The organism is Gilliamella sp. X-46, from assembly GCF_057063525.1.
In genome coordinates, this window is record NZ_JBXSQH010000015.1 from 16,555 (window position 1) to 38,258 (window position 21,704).

Genomic DNA, 21,704 nt, shown 5'->3' on the forward strand with positions numbered 1-21,704 from the left:
TAATTCCTGTCATACTGGTTAAAATTATCATGATTTTCCTAAAAATATTAAATTAATCCCTAAAAAAAACAGCCTGACATTTTCATGTCAGGCTGTTAATTTAAAAAACTTTTTTGCTGTTTTCATACTCATTAACAACTTTATTCAATGCGTGATATATGCTCTGAGCATCTTGTTTCTTTAATGCTTCATCTAAAATATTGAGATACGATAACATTAATTTTTGATTATCTTCAGCAAATTGAGGGGATACTTCCTGATCCTCGTATAACATAACATATGTGCGAGCAAACCCAAAAATCAAAAAATAAACCGAAGCATTCTTTGGGTCTTCTTGAATTAGAGTTCTCATTGCCTTTCTTAGTTTTACATAACTATCTGTACCAGGCAAACTTGTCGCAAATGTTTTCGTTACATCAGAAAATGTCATTGCCATAAACCTCAATTAAAATCACAGGATAAAAGAATAACAACCCATTCACAGAAGTGCAAGTCTATTTTGTTTTCCAAACCTATTTTTTTAATCCTCAATAAGAAACACCTGAAATACTCAATACCAATGGATGCATTCTTAGTTGTTTTTTTTACAAACAGACAACCCTGCCGAGGCCTGTGCAACAGGCATTATTTCAATTGAGTTAACATTGAAATGAGTTGGCGTGTTAATCAACCAAGAAACTGTATTAGCAATATCTTCTGGAGTAATAAATTCAACGCCTTGATAAACCGCAGCAGCTTTCTGATCATCACCATGAAATCGTACATTCGAAAACTCTGTACCACCACATAATCCAGGCTCAATATTAGTAACTCTGATATTTTTACCTAATAAATCTGTACGTAAATTAGCACTGAACTGTTTAACAAAAGCCTTAGATGCACCATAAACATTTCCACCTTTATAGGCATAAGTACCGGCAACAGATCCAAGATTAATAATATAACCAAAGTTACGCTCAACCATCTCTGGTAAAATTTGGCGAGTTAAATTCACTAATCCAATAATGTTAGTTTCAATCATTGTTTCCCAATCACGACAATCTGCTTCATAAGCAGGTTCTAAACCTAATGCCAAACCTGCATTATTAATCAAAATATCAATTGGTTGGAATTCTTTAGGCAATTGTAACAAAATAGATCCCACTGCATCTTTCTGGGTTATATCTAATGACAATGGTAAAAAATTAACGCCTAATTCATCTGCAAGTTTTTGTAGTTTATCTACACGTCTGGCTACGCCTACAACTTTATAACCATCAGCAATTAGCTTACGACAAATGGCTTTCCCAAAACCAGAGGATGCCCCAGTAACTAAAGCGATATTCATCTTAGCTCTCCTTATAGGCTAAATAAAAATTTAAGAACATTTCAATGACCAACAATAAGCATAAATAGGAAACAGTAAATAGAAAGAGACTAAAACACATACTTATTTTTCTGAAATTTTTTCCCGAAATAAGTTATGCAATACCTATAAAAAACCCGCTAATTAAGCGGGTTGGTATTTAAAACTTCATTTAGCTGACTCTTCGACTGGTTCTTCATCTTTTAATGGAACGATCAAAGTATCAATATGAGTATTATTAATAAGCTGACGAGCAGAAGACATTAATTTACTCCAAAAATCTTGGTGATGACCACACACAACAAGATCAGCACTATATTCGTGAATAGCTTCAATTAATACTTGACCAAATTCACCGTTACCAGAAAGAGTATGAGCAATAGGATAACCAGCATCATTGGCGAGTTTATTTAAAGCAATATGAGCATCTTCGGCAATACGATCTTTCATATCATTCATATTGATATCAACTAAACCAGTGTAGAGGTCTGAATAATTAATACCAACATGAATCAACGATATCTGAGCATTATATGGCCTAGCCATAGATACGGCTTTTTCGACAAGAACTTCACTTTCAGGTGACAAATCAACTGCGACTAATATATGTTTATAAGCCATAATACTGTACTCCTTCCTATTGTTAATGCCCTAAAAATTGAAAACCGATACACTAGTTTTACTACTAAATTAATTTTTGAGCAAGCCAAAAAAGTGATCCAGATAACAAAATCGAAATCGGAAGTGTTAAAATCCATGTTAGGGCAATATTTTTAATGGTTTTACTTTGCACACCACCTCCATCAACAATCATAGTACCTGCTACTGACGAAGAAAGTACTTGAGTTGTTGATACTGGCATTCCCGTATAACTGGCAATACCAATTGATAAGGCCGTCGTGATTTGAGCTGAAACACCTTGCGCATAAGTCATGCCTTTTTTACCAATTTTTTCACCAATGGTAATAGCAACCCTACGCCAACCTATCATAGTTCCTACGGCTAAAGCTGAAGCAACGGCAATGATAATCCAAATTGGTGCATATTCAACGGTTTTAAGCAAATCGCTATTCAAAGACTTCAAATATTGCTTGTCTTCTGATGATACATTAGGTTGTTTAGCAACATGAGATACAGTATCCGATAAACATAATAATATACGTCTAGCTTGTGAACGTTGCTCAACCGTCAGTGATTCATAATCACTTATTTTGTTAAATAAATGGTTAGCAATGCCCAAAGTAGTAAATGAATGTGAATAATCACAATGATATTTATTCAAATCACCTTCTGGAATAGTAGTATCTAATGCAGGTTGTTTACCAATTACTTCTGTAAGATCATCATTATGCACTACAAAATACTCTTGAATATTGTTAATCGCATTACGAGTATTGGCAATATCATAAGTCGAAGCATTTATATTAACGATAAAACCTGCAGGTGCAATTCCCATCAACACCAACATCAACAAACCAATTCCTTTTTGCCCATCATTAGCACCATGAGAAAAACTTACGCCAGCAGCCGATATAATAAGCATTATACGGATCCAAAATGGCGGTTTCTTTTTGCCATAGAGTTTCTCTCGTTGCTCTGGGGTCATGAAGATACGTTCTCTTTTTTTACTGCTTTTTTTACTTTGGCTTTTACGTGTCCAGTATTTACGCAGCAAAAATATCATCAAACCGGCAATAATTAATCCAACTATTGGCGAAACAATTAAAGATAAAAAGATTTGAATCATTTTAGGAATATTAAGTGCATTAATAATAGATGTATCCATAATAAATGCATTTACAAGTGCCACCCCAATAATAGATCCAATTAAAGTGTGTGAACTTGATGCTGGAATACCAACATACCAAGTGCCTAAATTCCAAATAATTGCAGCAAATAAAATAGAAAACACCATAGCAAGCCCATGAGCTGAACTTACATTAAGTAATAAATCAGTAGGCAATAGATGAACAATGGCATAAGCGACACTCAGTCCACCAAGTAGCACACCTAAAAAGTTAAACATACCTGCCATAAAAACAGCGAGTTGTTCTTTTAATGCTCTTGTATAAATTACTGTGGCAACTGCATTAGCGGTGTCGTGAAATCCATTAATAGCTTCATAAAAAAGGACAAAAAACAGCGCCAAACCCAATAATATAATGGTTGAAAATTCTAATTCAGCAAATAGATGTAACATAATATATCTTTCTGTTGTTAATAGCGCCTCTATTATCCTTGAGAATAGAGCAATGAGCAAAACAAATTTTACATTTTCCGTTTTGCATAACGTGCAGCTAACACTGCACAAATCATTAATTGAATTTGATGAAAAATCATTAATGGTAAAATAATAACTCCCATTATTGATATTGGAAAGATAACACTAGCCATAGGAATACCGCTTGCTAAACTTTTTTTCGAACCACAAAACACAATAGTAATTTCATCTTCTTTACTAAAGCCAAATAATCTTGAACCATAAGTTGTTATTAATAAAACAATAGTTAATAACATAATAGAATAAAAAACAATTTCTAGAAGTGATAACAAACTAATTTGAGACCAAATACCGTTTGCAACGGCATCGCTAAAGGCAACATATACAACTAATAGAATCGAAAGTCGATCGGTTTTAGAAATGACACTTTTATATTTATCAACCCATTTACCAATAAAGCGCCTTGATAAATGACCAAGCACAAATGGTAACATTAGCTTTAGCATAATAGATGTAATAGCGTCTAACATATTCATAGCACCAGAAGATTGGGTATTCATTAATAAACCAACTAAAACAGGAGAAATAAACACACCCAATAATGTTGATGCTGAGGCACTACAAATAGCAGCAGCCACATTGCCTTTCGCAATTGAAGTAAACGCTATCGCAGATTGAACTGTTGCAGGTAAAACACAAAGATAAACAAATCCTAAATAAAGTTCTTGAGACAAAAAAGAAGGTACAAGAAATTTCATCATCAAGCCTAATAGAGGAAAAACCACAAATGTCGTTGCAAAAATTAACAAATGTAATCGCCAATTTTTAATACCCAAAACAATGGCTTGCAAGGACAATTTGGCGCCATGCATAAAAAATAGCAAGCCAATGGCAAAAGTAGTGAGTTGCTCAAAAATAACTTTAGTTTGTCCTTTACAAGGAAACAGACTGGCTGTAACCACAACACAAATAAGTACCAACAAGAATGGATCGATTTTAAAACGTTGCAGTATATTCATGGTTTTCGCGTCTTTAGTTAAAAAAATCGCCACAAAAGTGGCGATATATGTAGATATAAAAATTTATTCTAAGAAACTACGAAGCACATCGGAACGACTTGGGTGACGTAATTTCCGTAATGCCTTAGCTTCGATTTGACGAATACGTTCACGAGTTACGTCAAATTGTTTACCGACTTCTTCTAACGTATGATCAGTATTCATATCAATACCAAATCGCATACGTAACACTTTCGCTTCTCTTGGTGTTAATCCAGATAAAATATCACGCGTTGCACTACGTAAACTTTCAGAAGTTGCCGCATCTAACGGTTGCTCAAGAGCAGTATCTTCAATAAAGTCACCTAAATGCGAATCCTCATCATCACCAACAGGTGTTTCCATTGAAATTGGCTCTTTAGCAATTTTAAGCACTTTACGAATTTTATCTTCTGGCATTTGCATGCGTTCAGACAACTCTTCAGGTGTTGGTTCACGGCCGATTTCTTGTAACATTTGACGTGAAATACGATTTAACTTATTAATCGTTTCAATCATATGCACAGGAATTCGGATTGTTCTCGCTTGGTCAGCAATAGAACGGGTAATAGCTTGCCTGATCCACCAAGTTGCATAGGTTGAGAATTTATAGCCACGGCGATATTCAAATTTATCAACCGCTTTCATCAAGCCAATATTACCTTCTTGGATAAGATCTAAAAATTGTAATCCGCGGTTAGTATATTTTTTCGCAATAGAGATAACTAATCGTAAATTAGCCTCAACCATTTCTTTCTTAGCACGACGAGCCTTAGCTTCACCAATAGACATGCGTCGATTAATATCTTTGATTTGCTCAATAGAAAGATTAGTTTCCGTTTCTATTTGTTGTAACAAATTTACTTGAGCAGCAACTTGTTCATCGAATTCTTTTAAATTAGCCGCAAATGCATTTTTAGAATTTAATGCTTTCTTATACCAATCCATGTTATTTTCGTTGCCAGTAAAATAAGTCATAAATTGCTTTTTCGGCATTTTGCATCGTTCAACACAGATTTTCATAATTGCACGTTCATGACTTCTAACGCGATCCATCATGCTTCTCATGTTATTGACAAGAATATCAAACTGCTTAGCAACTAAACGGAATTGTTTGAAGATTTCAGATAAATTTTCGATCTCTTTTTGTGCTTTTTTATGAGCTCGTCCATATTTTTTAATAGCAGCAGAAGTTTTATCATGCTGCTCTTTTAACTCAGCAAATTTAGCTTTTGCAACTTCAGGATCGATAGAAACATCATCATCAGTTGCAGTATCGCTTTCTTCATCCTCGTTTTCATCATCGCTATCATCAATTTCGATTTCGGCTCCACTAACCACTAAATCTTCAGGCAGTTCGTCAGCAGCTTCTTCAGCATTTGGATCAACAAAACCTGTAATCAAATCAGATAAACGAACTTGTCCACTTTCGATTAAATTATATTGCTCTAAAAGATAAGTAATTGCTTCGGGATATTCTGATACTGAAGTTTGAACTTGATTAATGCCATCTTCAATACGTTTAGCGATATCGATTTCGCCTTCACGTGTTAACAGCTCAACCGCGCCCATTTCACGCATATACATACGAACTGGATCGGTTGTTCTACCAATTTCAGACTCAACATTAGATAATACTAATGCTGTTGCTGCTTCAACGGCTTCTTCATCAGGGACATTATCTGAAAGTAATAACTCATCAGTATCTGGGGCTTCTTCAAGAACTTGAATCCCCATATCATTAATCATTTGGATAATATCTTCGATCTGATCTGAATCAATAATCTCTTCAGGCAAGTGATCGTTGACATCTGCATAGGTCAGGTATCCTAGCTCCTTACCTCGGATGATCAGGAGTTTTAACTGTGACTGAGAATTTTGCTCCATAAAAGGTATCCACTTTAGTTATTTGGTCATCTATATTATATATGTAAAGTACTAGCTGGGTTCTACATATACCCTATATATTTAGTCTTTTTTTGATAAAACAAGTATTAAGGTCGCCAATTCTTTTTTCTCTGCAGAACTTAAACCAGAGACTCTCTCTTTTGCGATCAGTTCATCTTGCCTTTGGGCGAGTATATTATCATATAACTCTTTTAAAGTATGTGAAAAAATTGAGTCTATTTCATCATCTTGATAATGGCTGTCCCATGTAGACAAGCGACTCAACTGCTTATAAAACGGTCTATCTATACACTCTGTTAATATTTGTGCTGTCGTTATATTAGGGTAACGTTGACATAATTCAAGTAATTCAATAAAAATCTCAATACCTGCCATTTTAACCTGACGAATCACATTGATATCAGAAACTTGCGTAGCAAGATTAGGATATTGAAGTAATAAACCGATTAAAACTCGCATCGTAGTTAATTTGATTCGTGATACAGGAACGTTTTCATTTACTCTTTCATCACCTTTAGAACGAATCGTACTCAATAATTGCTCTAGTTGAGAAACATCAAGTAAACCTAAATAATTGCCAAGTTGTTGTAATAAATTTAATCTAAATGCCTTTGCTTTAATTTGATCAAACAACGGTAAAGCTAATGAGCTCAATTTAGCTTTTCCTTCAGGTGTTTTTAAATCAACCTGTTTTAAAAGCTCATCAAATAAAAATTTTGATAAATTTGAAGCTTCACTTAAATAATTTTCAAAACCGTCTTTACCAATTTTACGAACAAGACTATCTGGATCTTCATCTTGCGGTAAAAAAGCAAAAGCAACTTTTTTGCCATCTATCAAGCAAGGCAAAAGAACATTAAGTGCTCGCCAAGCTGCACTTCGCCCAGCGTTATCGCCGTCATAACAAAATATTACAGAATCTGTTGCCCTAAATAATAATTTAATATGTTCTTCTGATGTTGCCGTCCCTAAAGCCGCAACAGCATAGTCAATACCATATTGAGCTAAAGACACAACATCCATATACCCTTCAACCACTACCAATTGCTGAGGATTACGATTAAGCTCTTGTGCTTCATAAAGACCATACAATTGATATCCTTTATGAAAAATCGGCGTTTCAGGTGAATTTATATATTTCGCTGAATCATTAACAATGGTTCGCCCACCAAATGCAATCACATTACCTTGTCTATCGCGAATAGGAAACATAATCCGACCACGAAAACGATCATATCGATTACCGCTATCATTAGTCACTAACATGCCAGCTCGCTCATAAAGCACTGTTTCAGAATGACTTTTAACCACATTTTGTGATGTTAGTCGCCATTCATTAGGCGCAAAACCGATTTTATATCTAGCTATAATTTCAGCATTCAACCCTCGTTGTTCAAGATATTTATGAGCTTCTGTCGATGTTGGTAATGTTAATTGTTGTTGGTAAAAATTGGTGATTTTAGCCATTAATGCATATAGATCACGACGTACATTTCTAGATTCAATCTGTTTAGATTGATCAATTTGATTATTATCACTGTCTATATAAGGAACTCGAATTCCTTGCATACTAGCTAATTCTTCAATAGCTTCAGGGAAAGACAAATGCTCATATTGCATTAAAAAAGTCACTACTGAGCCCGACGCTCCGCAGCCAAAGCAATAATAAATTTGTTTTTTTTCACTTAGCGAAAAAGAAGCAGTTTTTTCATCATGAAAAGGACAACAACCAAAGTAATTATTTCCTTTTTTTTTCATTTTTACGCGTTTGCTGATCACATCAAGAATATTTGTGCGAGCAATCAAATCTAAAGTAAAATCGCGAGGAATATGACCTTTCATGATAAATTTTAACCAATTTTGGCGTTATAGAAAGAAAACAAGCCGTATCAAAAATACGGCTTGTTAGAATTCTTTATATTAAAAATATAACAAATTGATTTTAATATCAATTCAAGTTTTCAGTATAAATAATCTTAAAATATTAATATAGACGAATGCGACGAGCGTTTTCTCTTTCTAATTTTTTAGCATGGCGTTTAACAGCGGCCGCTTTTGCGCGTTTACGAACAGTTGTTGGCTTTTCGTAAAATTCACGATTACGAACTTCAGCTAAAACTCCTGCTTTTTCACAAGAACGTTTAAAACGACGTAACGCTACATCAAAAGGTTCATTTTCACGTACTTTAATTACTGGCATGTGCCTCTCACCTCAAATTTGTTTAATATCACAAGGGATTAAAATTAGTGCGCAATTTTACCTCTAATTAATATATTTTGTAAAGTAAAAAATAGAATTATTGTAAGATAGAAAATTAATTTGCTAATCAACATATGGCATCAGATAATAAATCAAATCTATTAAGAATAAACAGGAGTTTTTCATGCCTTCATTAATTACTGGCCTATATCCAAATCGCCGCTTACGCCGTAATCGTGCCCATGATTTTAGTCGACGAATGGTCGCAGAACATAACTTGACAATCAATGACTTAATTTACCCAGTTTTTATTGTTGAAGGTAATAATATTACACAGCCAATTACCTCAATGCCAAACGTTAACCGAATGAGCATTGATGTACTATTAAAAGAAGCAGAGCAAATCGCAAAATTAGGAATCCCTATTCTTTCCTTATTTCCAGCTATTGAATCAGAAAAAAAATCATTACTTGCGCAAGAAGCATACAATCAAAATGGTTTAGTACCAAAAGCTGTTCGAGCATTAAAAAAAGAATTTCCTGAGCTTGGAATACTCACAGATGTCGCTCTTGATCCTTATACAACTCATGGGCAAGACGGTATTATTGATGAGCAAGGATATGTGCAAAATGATATTTCTGTTGAAACACTGGTTAAACAAGCTTTAATGCAGGCAGAAGCAGGAGTGGATATTATCGCACCAAGCGATATGATGGATGGACGCATCGGTGCAATACGTAACGAACTAGAAAAACACGGCTTTGCTAACACACAAATCATGGCTTATTCAGCCAAATATGCCTCCTGTTTCTATGGCCCATTCCGTGATGCAGTTGGTTCGGCCAAAAATATAAAAAGTGGAAACAAAAAAACTTATCAGCTTGATCCCGCTAATAGTAATGAAGCATTACAAGAAATCTATCAAGATTTAAGCGAAGGTGCAGATATGGTCATGGTTAAGCCAGGTATGCCTTATCTTGATATCGTGCAAAGAGTGAAAGAAACCTTTGCTGTTCCTACTTTTGCCTATCAAGTTTCTGGCGAGTATGCCATGTTAACAGCAGCAATTCAAAACGGTTGGTTAAATGAAAAATCAGCCATTATGGAATCTTTACTTTGCTTTAAACGCGCTGGAGCCGATGGTGTTTTAACTTATTTTGCCAAACAAGTGGCTGAATGGTTACATCAACAATAGCAATATTTATTTAAATAATGGTAAAGGCCCTTTTTATTTTAATCAGCTTCACCTAAATAAACAGCGCCTAAAGCTATAAGCGAAAAATAAGCAGGAAGGTAATTTAATTGCTATAAACGTGTTTAGCATTTACACTTTTACCTAGTTTTTCACCAGTTAATTTCAAGAAATTAAAAACAGGCTCATATCGATACAATTTTAAAAATACGTTTTCCGTAAAACGTGTAAAACAGCTTCAGGAAAGCTATATGTTTAAATAAAGTTCTGATAACATTTGCTAGGATAAGTAACAAGAGAATAAAAAATGATTTATGAACTCGTACCAACCGAATTACATGACGAATTAAAAGCTTTTCATCATGTCCTAGAAAAAATAACATCACAACATGTAGACGTTTGTCCGTTTTGCAAAAATACAAAGTTTTATTCAATCCGTTCAAAACCGACTAAAACATATCGCTGTAAAGACTGTCATAAATACTTTACCGTTTCAACCAATACTCCCTTTAGTCGTCTAGCACCATTTAATTGGTTAGAAGTTATTTTCACTAATCGTATAAAAAATATTAGTTATTCCAATATTGCTAAAAGTCTTGAAATCTCACTCGAAAAAATAATGCGTCGAGAACATGCGATTATTAATTATCTTCAGATCCACTACCCTTCATTACAGAAGTGGTATACTCATCAAAAGCAAACTACATTAATGCCAACTTTAGTAGAACAACATAAAACAATAGAAGCAAAAGTAACTACTTTATTAAATGAACAAAACCCAATTTGCATATATTGTGGTTCCAATGAAACAACCAAAGTCGGATCTCGTACTTGCTATCGCTGTAAACGCTGCCGACATAGTTTTAACATTTTAAGCAATACTCGCTTAAACCGTATACCAAAACCTGAATTATGGTTACAGTTCATTGAACTTCTCGTTTCTGGTGCTAATAATATACAAATAGAAAAAGCACTTAATTTTCACAATGATACTGTTCGTAAATGGCGTTCCATCTGGTGTGAGATTATGAAAGATTGGCATTGTGAAGCACTTGCCATTTGGTGTGGACATAAATAACTACTTAGTTTAACGTTTTATTATTAATATTTTCAAACAATAGGATAAATAGGAATCAACTTTATGAAAAAGAATAGTCTATTTTTATACATATGCGTTATTAGCAGTACATTATTAATCAGCGGTTGTGACGATAAAAAAAAACCAGATGAAAAAATACCAGAAAAATCATCTCAACAGTTACCAACAACTGTCGTTAATAGTTATCTTTTTCATACTGAACCCGAGCTATTACCAAATAGCAAATTAATGAAACAACAAAAAATAACGGGAACCTCATCAAATAAAGTCATTAACTACAACGCACAAGGTTATGTTGCTAATTATGATTTAGACGGACTGTATGGCGAAGTCAATTATGATGCGGCTAAATACATTTATGGTAATAACCGAGAGCAATACGATATTATTTTTGATACACAAAAAAATATTCTTGGAATGAAAAACAATGACGGTGATATTGTCGAAAATTCTGAGTTTGATGAACAAGGCCATTTAGTTGAAACAACTTTGTCCCATTTTGCAGAAAATAACGTCATTTTTAACAACAAAATTATTTATGAAAATGACCATGTAGAGCTTATTTTATATAATGCATATGTTCCAGTCGATGAGAAAACAAAATTCCCAATTTTAGCGCAAGAAAAAGAGATCATTTATAACGAAAACAACCAAATAGAAAAAACCATTCTCAAAACATACAAGTTAACATCAAATGGTGAGATCATCATTAATAATAAAAATGAACAAGAAGTCGAATTAACCGAAACCTGTACTTACACTAATTACAATGAAAATCAAGATTGGACCAAGGCTATTTGTGTCAAAACAGGGGTTGAATCCGAAACGGTTGAGCTAACTCGTACTATTGAATATCAATAGACCTACGCCTATTGATACTTAAGTGAATATGGTTAATTTTCACCGAATTCATCATATTCACGACATAGAACAATCGTATCTTCAATTAAACGTCTTGCAATGGTGCCATACTCTGGGATTTTAGGTAACTGTGTATAATGGTACCAGTTTGCTTCAATAAGCTCGTTTTTATCTACCACTATGTCACCGCTATCATAATCAGCTAAATAAGCCATCATAAGTGAATTTGGAAAAGGCCAAGGTTGTGAGCCAACATAGCGAATATTTTTAATTTTAATCTTCGACTCTTCAAAGACTTCACGTTCAACTGCCGTTTCCATGGTTTCACCAATTTCAGTAAACCCAGCCAAAACAGTATATAAGTTATCTTGATTATGCCTAACATGCTTAGCTAACAAAATTCTATTATTATGACGAATTGCCACAATAATCGATGGTGAAATTTGTGGATAATAACGCTCTTTACAGTGGTCACACATACAGCACCACTCCGTGTTACTGATATACATTTCATGCCCACAATATCCACAATATTTATGAGAGCGGTAAAACTCAGCAAGTTGCACTGCTCGACCAGCCATATTAAATAATGAGGGATCAGTGCTATTAAGTAATGGACGAATTGAACTCATCGCATTTTTTATTTCATGACAAATCAGCCAAGCTATTTGCCCATTCCATTCACCGATTGGCTGAGCAAGTTGGTTAGTAAAACCAAATTCCCTAGCACAACCAACAGGCACTTCTCCATTAGGCAACCATAACCGACCATTGGCACTAACAAACCAGTAGCCGGTTTCATTACCCGTTAAATTAAATTGTTGCTGTATATTCATACTATTAACACCCAAAATAAAAAAGGAGGATTTTACCCCTCCTTTATTTATACTATTTCTTTTTCTTCTCGTGAAGTCCCTTTTTCTCAAGTTCCCAGTAGATAATACGTTGCTGAGCAATTGTGAACAAGTTACTAACGATATAATATAAAACCAATCCCGATGGGAACCATAAGAAAAATACCGTAAAGATTAATGGCATATAAGTCATCAATTTTTGTTGTAACGGATCAGTGACTGGCGTTGGTGACATCTTCTGAATTAAGAACATGGTACCGCCCATCAATAATGGCAGAATATAATATGGGTCTTGCGCTGACAAGTCATGAATCCAAAGAGCAAATGGTGCATGACGTAATTCAACTGTATTGCCTAACATATAGAACAATGACAAGAAAATCGGCATTTGAATAATTAAAGGCAAACAGCCACCCAATGGATTCACTTTTTCTTGTTTATAAAGCGCCATTGTTTCCATGCTCATTTTTTGTCTATCATCGCCATAACGCTCTTTCAAAGCCTGTAAGCGAGGTTGCAATAGCTTCATCTTAGCCATAGAACGATATTGAGCACGCGTTAATGGGAACAAAAGACCACGCACAATAAATGTAATAACAATAATTGAAAAGCCCCAATTACCAATAAAGCTATGGATAAGATTCAACAAGTAAAATAACGGTTGAGACAAGAACCACAACCAACCATAATCAACAATTAAATCAAGATGATTAGCGGTTTCTTTCAATTGGCTTTGAATTTCTGGTCCTAACCATAATTTTGCAGTAATAGACTGATTACCACCAGCTTGAATAACCGTTGGTTCACCTTTAAAGCCGATGGTTGCTTGTGAGTTTTTAGCGGTTGAGCGCGTATAAAACAAGTTATTTTGCTCCTGCGCTGGTACCCATGCCGATGCAAAATAGTGCTGCAACATCGCAACCCAACCTGTTTGCGTTTCAACGGTTAAAGCTTTATCTTTAACTTCATCAAAGCTATATTTGCTATAATTAGTACTAGAACTAGAATAAGCAGTGCCACGGAATGCACTTTGCCCTAACCCATTACCGCCTTCGGTTGGAATATCATCTGGTAATTTAACAGTTTGTTTTAATTGACCGTACATTGACACTTCAACTGGCGCACCACTTTGGTTATTAATATCATATTGAACATCAACAGCATAATTACCACGATGCAATACATAATATTTAGTATAAGTAACGCCGTTAACTTGATAAGTTAGTGGTACTCGCAATTCGTCTTGCCCATCAGCTAAAACATATTCGGTTTGCGCGGTTTGATAGACAGGGCGTTTTGAGCCTTGAGTCGCATTATCAGGACCATCTTTACCGGTTAAACCGCTTTCAGCAATATAAACAAAATCAGGGCGTGATGTTAATAATTGAAAAGGTGTACCTGAGTGAAGTGTTTGCTCATATTTTAACAATTGAGCAGCTTGCACATCACCACCATAGGTATTAATAGTGAGTGACAATACGTCAGATTTAACGGTAATTGTTTTACCTTGTGCTGAACCATCGGTTGAATCATCTTCACTGACTGATTGTGTCAACTGATTAGCGACGGGGGGTTTTGGCGCATGGTCTTCTTCCCACGCTTTCCAAATAAAAAAAGATACAAAAAGTAAAACAATGACTAAAATATTACGTTGCGATCCCATTAGTGTTTTTCTCTATTGGTTTTAGTTTTGGGAGGAACAAAATCTTCTCCTCCTTCATGTAAAGGGTGACATTTTAATACACGTTTGGCTGTTAGCCAACCACCTTTTATTAACCCAAAGCGTCTTAGTGCAATTATTGCGTATTGCGAACATGTCGGCGTAAAGCGGCATTTAGGACCCAGTAAAGGACTAATAACACGCTGATATACACGAATAAAAAACACAAAAATATTAACTATCATATCCTTACATGCACAAACATGCAATTTGATAATCAATATAAATTTATTTAACCCTTTTGCTTGGCGATGATCCGTTGGCATAATTGATTAAGTGTCTCAACGATTTGTTGGTTATCTAAGTCTACAACAGGCTGTTTAGCCATCAGAATAAAATCGATATTAGGAAGCTGATGTTGATGATGTCGAAAATACTCTTTAGCCAGTCGTTTAATACGATTACGCTCATGAGCTCGTTTCACCTGCTTTTTAGCTATAGCAAACCCTAACCGAGGATGATCTAAGGTATTTCTTCGTGTAACTAAGGTAAGAAAGGGGGAGCCAACTCGAATAGACTCTTGAAAAACATGATTAAAATCAAAGGGAGTTAACAAGCGCAACTCCCGAGGAAAAGTGAGCTTAATCACCCAACTTTAAATCAGCTAGCAACAGTTAAACGAACACGGCCTTTAGCACGACGGCGAGCAAGAACTTGACGACCGTTTTTAGTTGCCATACGAGCACGGAAACCGTGAGTTCTATTGCGTTTTAATACTGATGGTTGAAATGTGCGTTTCATGACGATTTATATCCAAATCTAATTTATCAACAAGTTGCAGAGTAAAACTCCACAGCATTAATTAAAGAGGTCGGAATTATAGTGCCTATTTTATTTTTCGTCAATGAGATTTTAACAGATAAATACGAATAAATTCGATTAACGCTTTATTGTGACACGACAAAACCAAATAAAATAAAAACAATATAAAACAAATGCTTACAAAAACAAACTCAATTTACTCATCAGTAAAAGCAAGTACACGCTTACTTTTTTCGCCACCGATTTCGCGTGCCAACTTAGGTACTAAATAGCCAGACACTTGCTCGGCAAGTTGTTTCATAATAACTTTGGCAGACTCATCATCCACAAAAAAATGAGCTGCACCTTGTACTTTATCTAACAAATGGATGTAATAAGGTAAAATACCAACATCAAAAAGCCGATCACTTAACATTGCCAACACATCGGCATTATTATTAACGTTTTTCAACAAAACACTCTGATTAAGCATCGTCACACCGTGTTGTTTCAATAACGAAACCGCCTGAGCAACATCATCATCAATCTCGTTTGGGTGATTAATGTGAGTAATCACTACACATTGCAACCGACTTTTAGCAAATAACTGACATAACGCAGGCGTAATACGCGACGGAATTACTACCGCTAAACGGGTATGAATCCGCAACCGCTTAACGTGAGGGATTTTTTCTAATTCGTCAATCAAAAAAGCCATTTCATGATCTTTAGCCATTAACGGATCCCCCCCTGACAGGATAATCTCGTCAAGTTCAGGATGATTAGCAATATACTCAAGCGCCACAGCAAGATTCTGTTTACTGCCTTGATTATCATGATAAGGAAAATGCCGCCTAAAACAGTAACGGCAATTAATCGCACAGGCTGTCTTCGTAATTAATAACGCACGGTTATGGTATTTATGCAACAATCCCGGAATGACATTATCCTGCTCTTGCAAGGGATCGTGGCTATAGCCATCCACGTTTAGCATCTCGTCATCATGGCAAAGCACTTGTAACAAAAGTGGATCTGATTTATCGCCCTTTTTCATCCGGCGAATAAACGCCATCGGCACTCGAAGAGGAAACTGCTTTCTTGCCTGCTGCATCAGGCTCGAAATCGCATCCGCATCCAACTCTAAATAAGAATATAGAACATTGATATCGGTCACAACATTGGCAAGATCAACAATCCATTTATCTTTATTATTTTGTGGTTCAATTTTTTGCTGTATAATGTGGTTCATTTTTTTGTAATTCAGAATTTTAGTTGGAGCTTTTATGGCATCTTATAGTACTAATGAGTTTAAAGCTGGTCTTAAAATAATGCAAGATGGCGAGCCGTGTGTCATTGTTGAAAATGAATTTTATAAACCGGGTAAAGGGCAATCTATTAACCGCGTAAAAATTAAAAAATTACTTTCAGGCAAAACAGTCGACAAAACGTTCAAATCTGGCGAATCAGTTGAAGCGGCTGACGTTATTGACATGAATTTAACGTACCTTTATACCGATGGCGAGTTTTGGCACTTTATGAATAACGACACATTTGAACAACTATCGGCTGATGCCAAAGCAGTTGGTGACAATGCAAAATGGTTAGTTGATCAAGCGGAATGTATTTTAACATTATGGAATGGCCAACCGATTGCAGTTACACCACCGAATTTTGTTGAACTTGAAGTGATCGAAACCGATCCAGGTTTAAAAGGTGACACAGCCGGAACTGGCGGCAAACCAGCGACATTATCAACTGGAGCGGTTGTTCGTGTACCTTTATTTGTACAAATTGGTGAAGTGCTTAAAGTGGATACCCGTTCAGGTGAATATGTATCACGCGTTAAATAAATAGCGCACAGCGTAAGTTAGCATTTATCATAAAAAAAGAGAGGTTTTTGGCCTCTCTTTTTTATTAGCTACGTATTTAACATTCATAGTAAAAAAATGGTAATTAGCTACTTTCAACAGCACAAACACATCATCTTCGTCGACTTAATTTCGAGGGTAAACACAAACCCCATAAACATTGTGCAAATAATCACGCATATCGCGGTATGCTAAGCAACCACGACCATAAACAGATCTAAGAATAGTATAAGTTACACTGCCTAAAGGACTAACAATTGCTCGAGTACTAGCAAAAGAACTACTGTGAGTACAATAATATCCTCTAGCGAAGCCTGCCCCGCGGTAATCACTTACATTACCCCATTCATTAAATAAGCCTTTTCCTATGCCTCGTTCGGCTACAGAGTGTGGACGTCCTATTTGGGTATAATCTGCTAATAATCGAAACGTTGGAAGAGAATAACCCAAACTACTACACCAAGGTAAATGAAAATTACGCTCATTACGAGGATCTTCTGCCGTACCTCCTCGGTTGACAAACCATTTCATCAACACAAAACCATATTTGACTACCTCTCTACCGCCACTATCCCTCCCTACCAACTCAAATGTTGCAGGTAAACTGGGATGACCAATGGGAGCTACCCTCCCTGCTGGGCCACTTAACCTTACACGTGTTACAACCTCTGAACCATTAAGCCAACTATCATTTGCGGTTACCCTTGTCACTGTTGCTGTTATTCCCTCATGAGTGACAGGAGCCCAAGTGAGCTGACTTGCATCAATCCCTGCAATGTCTAAATCAAAATATAAACCATCCGCACCCGTTGTAGGAAAATTACGATTGTAAGATGCAGGATCGGTAGACTGAGTAAGATGACCTTTTGTTGGGTCCCAAGTTGATGTATTGGCGTATTGTCCATTAAATATCAGATTCGGCCTTGCATAACAAATACTAGGCGATGGTGGTGGAGTGATATAATAGGTTGCCGAGCTACCACTGAATGTACTGCTATTAGGTACGCCGTACTGCGTAGTTAAACTCCCCCCGCTACTATTTAGCACCACTTTATAAGGGGCATGACAAAGACTTAAAACCGTACCACGCCCTACAGCTCGGTTGTTTTTATCGGTGATAGCAACTGATAAGCTACCTGTTGCCGTAACACCATTTGCTCCCTGCCCATCCCCATCATCATCACCCCAATAATGATAACTTGTCACTAAGTCATTTAAACGAACAGAATTGGTTGATGGTGGCACCATCATATGAATATCAGTAAAACTTTGACCCGCGACGGGTAATACAATGGGATTGGTCGCACTAGAGCCATTGGATGGCGTAAATGTTCGATTATCTGATAATGTGATACTGAGTAAATCAGCGGTTGTTGTCGCTTTGGTTCTACCATTATCATACGTTAGATACGGTTTATAGCCTTCAATTACCCTTGAGGTATAAGCCGATAATGCCTGTGAATCAAACGAATACGGCAATAACAGCAATGGTGCAAAGAGCAACGATGACTTTGATAAGGAAGGTACAAGCTTCGACCTTGGCGATTTCGCTAAGCTCGATGATTTCGATAACTTCGGTGATAAAAATAAGAATTGAGTCTGATTTAGACTACGGTGAAATTGAAGTAGATTTAAGACATAGGTTTGGCAGGCCAGATGCCAGATGCCAGATGCCGATTATGATAGCGCATAACGATTAACCTGTCAAGTAAATTTTTGTTTTATTTCGATTTTTTATAATTATTCGCTCAACTAATGAGCGTTCCCTTGCTTTAAAAGCGGTGAAATTATAACCTGTTGAATAATAATGCGCCAGTTTTTTTGTTAAAAATTTATAAAGTTTTGTTAATAAGATGGGTTAAGCTTTTGTTGGCGTGTTTTGGGGAATAGTTTTGGTGGCGTTTTTTGAATAAAAACTACCAAACAAAAAATTTAATAAAATCAATACTTTTCCTGACCAATTTTTGAGTGGTAAATAACTGTTATATGGGCGTACTATTTTTGGTTTTGCTGGTTTGTTAGTTTTCAGCACTTGTCAAAGTAATATAAGCTGTTGATTTTCTTGAAAACAGCCAAATAAAAACTTTAATAAAATCAATACCTTTCCTGACCGATTTTTGGGGGTTAAATGACTGTTATAGGGGCATGCTATTTTCAGTTTTGCTGGTTTGTTAGTGTTCAGCACTTTGTCAAAGTAGTATAAGTTGTTGATTTTCTTAAAAATAGCCAAATAAAAACTTCAATAAAATCAATACCTTTCCTGACCGATTTTTGGGTGGTAATTGAGTTGCTTTTAACAAAAAAAGAAACTCAATTATCACCTAATGCTATGTTTATTTGTATTATTCCGGCGTCAGAATGTGCCGACAACTGAAGTAGGTTCGCATATCAATCAGAGATATGTGGTTAGGCGTTATAAGATTTTGCATAAAAATAACATAACTTAGACATTATCACTGATATTATTTATCCCTTCCCCCAAAAAATCTCAAAATATTGGGAACCTTACCGATCCTAGCAGACATTGAAAAGCCCAAAATATTTAGGCTATTATACGATTAATTATAAAAATTATAGATTGATTATATTGAGTATTCCTTACAAAATATCATCTATATAAAAGACAAAGGAGATGTAAGTGTTATTTTCAATTATAAGATCAGTTACTGGCGGGTGTTTGGTACTTTTGTGGGCTATTTCTGTTTGTAGCTTTTTCTTCAAAAATTATTATATTGGACTCACATTTATCATTATTGGCGTTTTAGCTTACTATCTGGTATTTATTAAATACACAAATATTATTATTAATAAACATATTACAATTTTTAAAAGTGAGTTTAAGGATGAGTTTGTGCGTTCGAATTTTTATTGCTATAGAACCTATAAAAATTTTATGTATTTTGATCGAATGAATAAACAAATCTGTTTTACAGATAAAGATACAAATAAAATTGTATCAAGGCTTAATTATGATGATTTATTATCTGCTAAATTTAATTCTCATCCTTATGTTATTATGAAATTTAAATTAAGAAACCAAGAAATTAAAGTTAAATTTGATTATTTTTCAAAAGATTATATTTCATTAAGAACAAGATTTTCTCGATTAACAACTATTTATGAATAATTAAGTTATTTAGACAGCAATAACGTTGCTTTTAGTGTGCCAAGTATTAGTATAGCCTCAAAGGCTCGAGGCTATCACACAACTAATTCAGCAATATTTTAGAGTTTGTTAATATTTATCGACTTTCTTAGTTTTCTTGGTAAAGAACTTTAAGAATAATTATTTTTATTACAAATAAACCACATGAGTGCCTTTTTCTGGTTGAAAGGTAGCTTTACCAAACTCATCTAGGAAATAGGCAATATGATCGGCTTTATCCCCTACTAATCGCCCTTTGACCTTGTTCCAAGTCATAAGGACTATCATGGCGTCAGGTTCACAGCAAATTAACATGGGTTGTTCAAACTCTTCGTTCCAATAAAACTCGCCACCGTATAATTTATGGGCGGTGAGTAATAAATAACACCCGTATTCTTGTGATATCATGTTGAGTTGTTCTTCTGATATGCTGAAGTTCTTTTCAGCCAGTTCACTGATGATCATTTCAACAACAGTGATGCTCTTTTCAGAATAATCGAGCTGATTAATACTCCAAGTCGGGCTGTTTAAAATGGCATTTTGTGCCCAAGCTTCGATTTCTTGATACAATTCGTTTTTTTGTTCAGTCATTTTTATTCACTTCGCTATTGAGTTTAATCTGTTCTAATTGTTTAACACTTTGCCACGCGTCTTCCATTTGTTCAAGCGTTGCATCAATTAAAGACAAATTTTTTTGTTTAAGTATGGATTCTACTTGCTGAAATCGCCGAGTAAATTTTTTATTAGCTTGCTGTAAACAGAGTTCTGATTTAACTTTTAAATGCCTAGCTAAATTGACGGTAGCAAACAATAAATCACCTAACTCTTCTTCAATTTTTTGTGGATCTTGTTTGGTTCGTTCTAATTCTTGCTCAACTTCACCAATTTCTTCTTTTACCTTATCAAGCACAGACTTTATATCATGCCAATCAAAACCAACCGAGGCGCAACGCTTTTGAATTTTTTCAGCTTGCATTAAGGCGGGTATTGCTTGGGGAATATCATCAAGCAATGAGTATTGTGCTTTTTGATCGCGCTCTTTTTGTTTAAGTTGTTCCCAGTTAGGTTTTTCAACCTTATTTTTGGTGAAAATATGAGGATGACGATAAACTAACTTATCAGCAACCGCTAAACAGACCTCATCTAAATCAAACCTTCCTTGTTCTTCGGCTAAATCAGCATAAAAGACAATGTGAAATAGTAAATCACCCAGTTCTTTTTTTAGCTCATCCATGTCTTGTTTATCAATGGCATCAAGTACTTCGTACGTTTCTTCTAATGTATATGATTTTAAAGATGCAAAAGTTTGAACTCGATCCCATTCACAACCATTAACAGGATCACGAAGTTGTTTGATAATAGCTTGTAAGCGCTGTAATCCGTTCAAAATATACCCCCACAAATAAGTCATTGATCAGTGTCATTGTAAAGGTTTCATAACAAAACGGTTATTTTTTTAAAGGTTAATAGCAATATATTTTGATGTTATTGCTAATTATTTCACCAAAAATAA

The 21,704-nt window shown here is 35.3% G+C and carries 22 protein-coding genes; 5 read left to right on the top strand and 17 right to left on the bottom strand.

What is annotated here, in order from left to right; translation table 11 throughout:
• Nucleotides 1-100: 100 nt before the first annotated feature.
• From ACYIAJ_RS09015 to rpsU, 8 genes are all read right to left on the bottom strand, one after another.
• Nucleotides 101-430 carry a hypothetical protein gene (locus tag ACYIAJ_RS09015; RefSeq protein WP_483560301.1) on the bottom strand — a complete coding sequence of 110 codons (330 nt, stop codon included), beginning with the start codon at nt 428-430 and terminating at the stop codon, nt 101-103.
• Nucleotides 431-571: 141 nt separating this feature from the next.
• Nucleotides 572-1,327: an SDR family oxidoreductase gene (locus ACYIAJ_RS09020; RefSeq protein ID WP_483560303.1), complete on the bottom strand. Its 756-nt coding sequence runs from the start codon at nt 1,325-1,327 to the stop codon at nt 572-574.
• 186 nt (nt 1,328-1,513) lie between these two features.
• The gene (uspA, locus tag ACYIAJ_RS09025) at nt 1,514-1,966 is read right to left on the bottom strand and encodes a universal stress protein UspA (protein ID WP_483560305.1); all 453 of its coding nucleotides are present in this window, start codon (nt 1,964-1,966) and stop codon (nt 1,514-1,516) included.
• A 64-nt stretch (nt 1,967-2,030) separates the two neighbouring features.
• The gene (pitA, locus tag ACYIAJ_RS09030; RefSeq protein WP_483560307.1) at nt 2,031-3,545 is read right to left on the bottom strand and encodes an inorganic phosphate transporter PitA; all 1,515 of its coding nucleotides are present in this window, start codon (nt 3,543-3,545) and stop codon (nt 2,031-2,033) included.
• A gap of 68 nt (nt 3,546-3,613) precedes the next feature.
• Complete coding sequence (locus tag ACYIAJ_RS09035) at nt 3,614-4,585, bottom strand: bile acid:sodium symporter family protein (protein ID WP_483560309.1); 972 nt, start codon at nt 4,583-4,585, stop codon at nt 3,614-3,616.
• 63 nt (nt 4,586-4,648) lie between these two features.
• Entirely contained in the window at nt 4,649-6,490 is a 1,842-nt protein-coding gene (gene rpoD, locus ACYIAJ_RS09040; RefSeq protein ID WP_483560311.1) for an RNA polymerase sigma factor RpoD, read from the bottom strand.
• 81 nt (nt 6,491-6,571) lie between these two features.
• Nucleotides 6,572-8,353, bottom strand: a complete 1,782-nt coding sequence (dnaG, locus tag ACYIAJ_RS09045; RefSeq protein WP_483560313.1) for a DNA primase — start codon at nt 8,351-8,353, stop codon at nt 6,572-6,574.
• 142 nt (nt 8,354-8,495) lie between these two features.
• A complete protein-coding gene (gene rpsU / locus ACYIAJ_RS09050) occupies nt 8,496-8,711 on the bottom strand; it encodes a 30S ribosomal protein S21 (protein WP_483560315.1) in 216 nt (71 codons plus the stop codon).
• A 184-nt stretch (nt 8,712-8,895) separates the two neighbouring features.
• On the opposite strand from rpsU, the gene hemB reads away from it, so the two are divergent.
• From hemB to ACYIAJ_RS09065, 3 genes are all read left to right on the top strand, one after another.
• Nucleotides 8,896-9,906: a porphobilinogen synthase gene (gene hemB, locus ACYIAJ_RS09055; RefSeq protein ID WP_483560317.1), complete on the top strand. Its 1,011-nt coding sequence runs from the start codon at nt 8,896-8,898 to the stop codon at nt 9,904-9,906.
• A gap of 304 nt (nt 9,907-10,210) precedes the next feature.
• Nucleotides 10,211-10,981: a transposase gene (locus ACYIAJ_RS09060; protein WP_483560319.1), complete on the top strand. Its 771-nt coding sequence runs from the start codon at nt 10,211-10,213 to the stop codon at nt 10,979-10,981.
• Nucleotides 10,982-11,044: 63 nt separating this feature from the next.
• Nucleotides 11,045-11,863 carry a hypothetical protein gene (locus ACYIAJ_RS09065; RefSeq protein WP_483560321.1) on the top strand — a complete coding sequence of 273 codons (819 nt, stop codon included), beginning with the start codon at nt 11,045-11,047 and terminating at the stop codon, nt 11,861-11,863.
• Between the two features lie 32 nt (nt 11,864-11,895).
• Here the strand turns inward: ACYIAJ_RS09065 and nudC are convergent, their stop codons facing one another.
• The 6 genes from nudC to epmB all read right to left on the bottom strand — a co-directional run bounded on the left by nudC (nt 11,896) and on the right by epmB (nt 16,427).
• Nucleotides 11,896-12,699, bottom strand: coding sequence for an NAD(+) diphosphatase (gene nudC / locus ACYIAJ_RS09070; protein ID WP_483560323.1), 804 nt, complete (start codon nt 12,697-12,699; stop codon nt 11,896-11,898).
• Nucleotides 12,700-12,751: 52 nt separating this feature from the next.
• Nucleotides 12,752-14,380: a membrane protein insertase YidC gene (gene yidC, locus ACYIAJ_RS09075; RefSeq protein WP_483560325.1), complete on the bottom strand. Its 1,629-nt coding sequence runs from the start codon at nt 14,378-14,380 to the stop codon at nt 12,752-12,754.
• Nucleotides 14,380-14,622, bottom strand: a complete 243-nt coding sequence (gene yidD, locus ACYIAJ_RS09080; protein WP_483560327.1) for a membrane protein insertion efficiency factor YidD — start codon at nt 14,620-14,622, stop codon at nt 14,380-14,382. Before yidD ends, yidC begins: the two co-directional genes overlap by 1 nt.
• 47 nt (nt 14,623-14,669) lie before the next feature.
• Nucleotides 14,670-15,026: a ribonuclease P protein component gene (gene rnpA / locus ACYIAJ_RS09085; protein WP_160403720.1), complete on the bottom strand. Its 357-nt coding sequence runs from the start codon at nt 15,024-15,026 to the stop codon at nt 14,670-14,672.
• A gap of 11 nt (nt 15,027-15,037) precedes the next feature.
• Nucleotides 15,038-15,178, bottom strand: coding sequence for a 50S ribosomal protein L34 (gene rpmH / locus ACYIAJ_RS09090; RefSeq protein WP_025314679.1), 141 nt, complete (start codon nt 15,176-15,178; stop codon nt 15,038-15,040).
• 217 nt (nt 15,179-15,395) lie between these two features.
• On the bottom strand, nt 15,396-16,427 hold the full coding sequence (epmB, locus tag ACYIAJ_RS09095; RefSeq protein WP_483560330.1) for an EF-P beta-lysylation protein EpmB: 1,032 nt from the start codon (nt 16,425-16,427) through the stop codon (nt 15,396-15,398).
• Between the two features lie 34 nt (nt 16,428-16,461).
• Between epmB and efp the strand changes: the two genes are divergently transcribed.
• Nucleotides 16,462-17,028, top strand: coding sequence for an elongation factor P (efp, locus tag ACYIAJ_RS09100; protein ID WP_091346571.1), 567 nt, complete (start codon nt 16,462-16,464; stop codon nt 17,026-17,028).
• Nucleotides 17,029-17,172: 144 nt separating this feature from the next.
• Here efp and ACYIAJ_RS09105 read toward each other — a convergent pair whose 3' ends face one another.
• Entirely contained in the window at nt 17,173-18,549 is a 1,377-nt protein-coding gene (locus ACYIAJ_RS09105; RefSeq protein WP_483564684.1) for a hypothetical protein, read from the bottom strand.
• A gap of 1,135 nt (nt 18,550-19,684) precedes the next feature.
• Here ACYIAJ_RS09105 and ACYIAJ_RS09110 point away from each other — a divergent pair.
• Nucleotides 19,685-20,173 carry a hypothetical protein gene (locus ACYIAJ_RS09110; RefSeq protein WP_483564685.1) on the top strand — a complete coding sequence of 163 codons (489 nt, stop codon included), beginning with the start codon at nt 19,685-19,687 and terminating at the stop codon, nt 20,171-20,173.
• 168 nt (nt 20,174-20,341) lie between these two features.
• Here the strand turns inward: ACYIAJ_RS09110 and ACYIAJ_RS09115 are convergent, their stop codons facing one another.
• Both ACYIAJ_RS09115 and mazG read right to left on the bottom strand, forming a co-directional pair.
• Nucleotides 20,342-20,782: a phage holin family protein gene (locus ACYIAJ_RS09115; RefSeq protein ID WP_483560336.1), complete on the bottom strand. Its 441-nt coding sequence runs from the start codon at nt 20,780-20,782 to the stop codon at nt 20,342-20,344.
• Nucleotides 20,775-21,578: a nucleoside triphosphate pyrophosphohydrolase gene (gene mazG, locus ACYIAJ_RS09120; RefSeq protein WP_483564686.1), complete on the bottom strand. Its 804-nt coding sequence runs from the start codon at nt 21,576-21,578 to the stop codon at nt 20,775-20,777. Before mazG ends, ACYIAJ_RS09115 begins: the two co-directional genes overlap by 8 nt.
• Nucleotides 21,579-21,704: the final 126 nt, after the last annotated feature.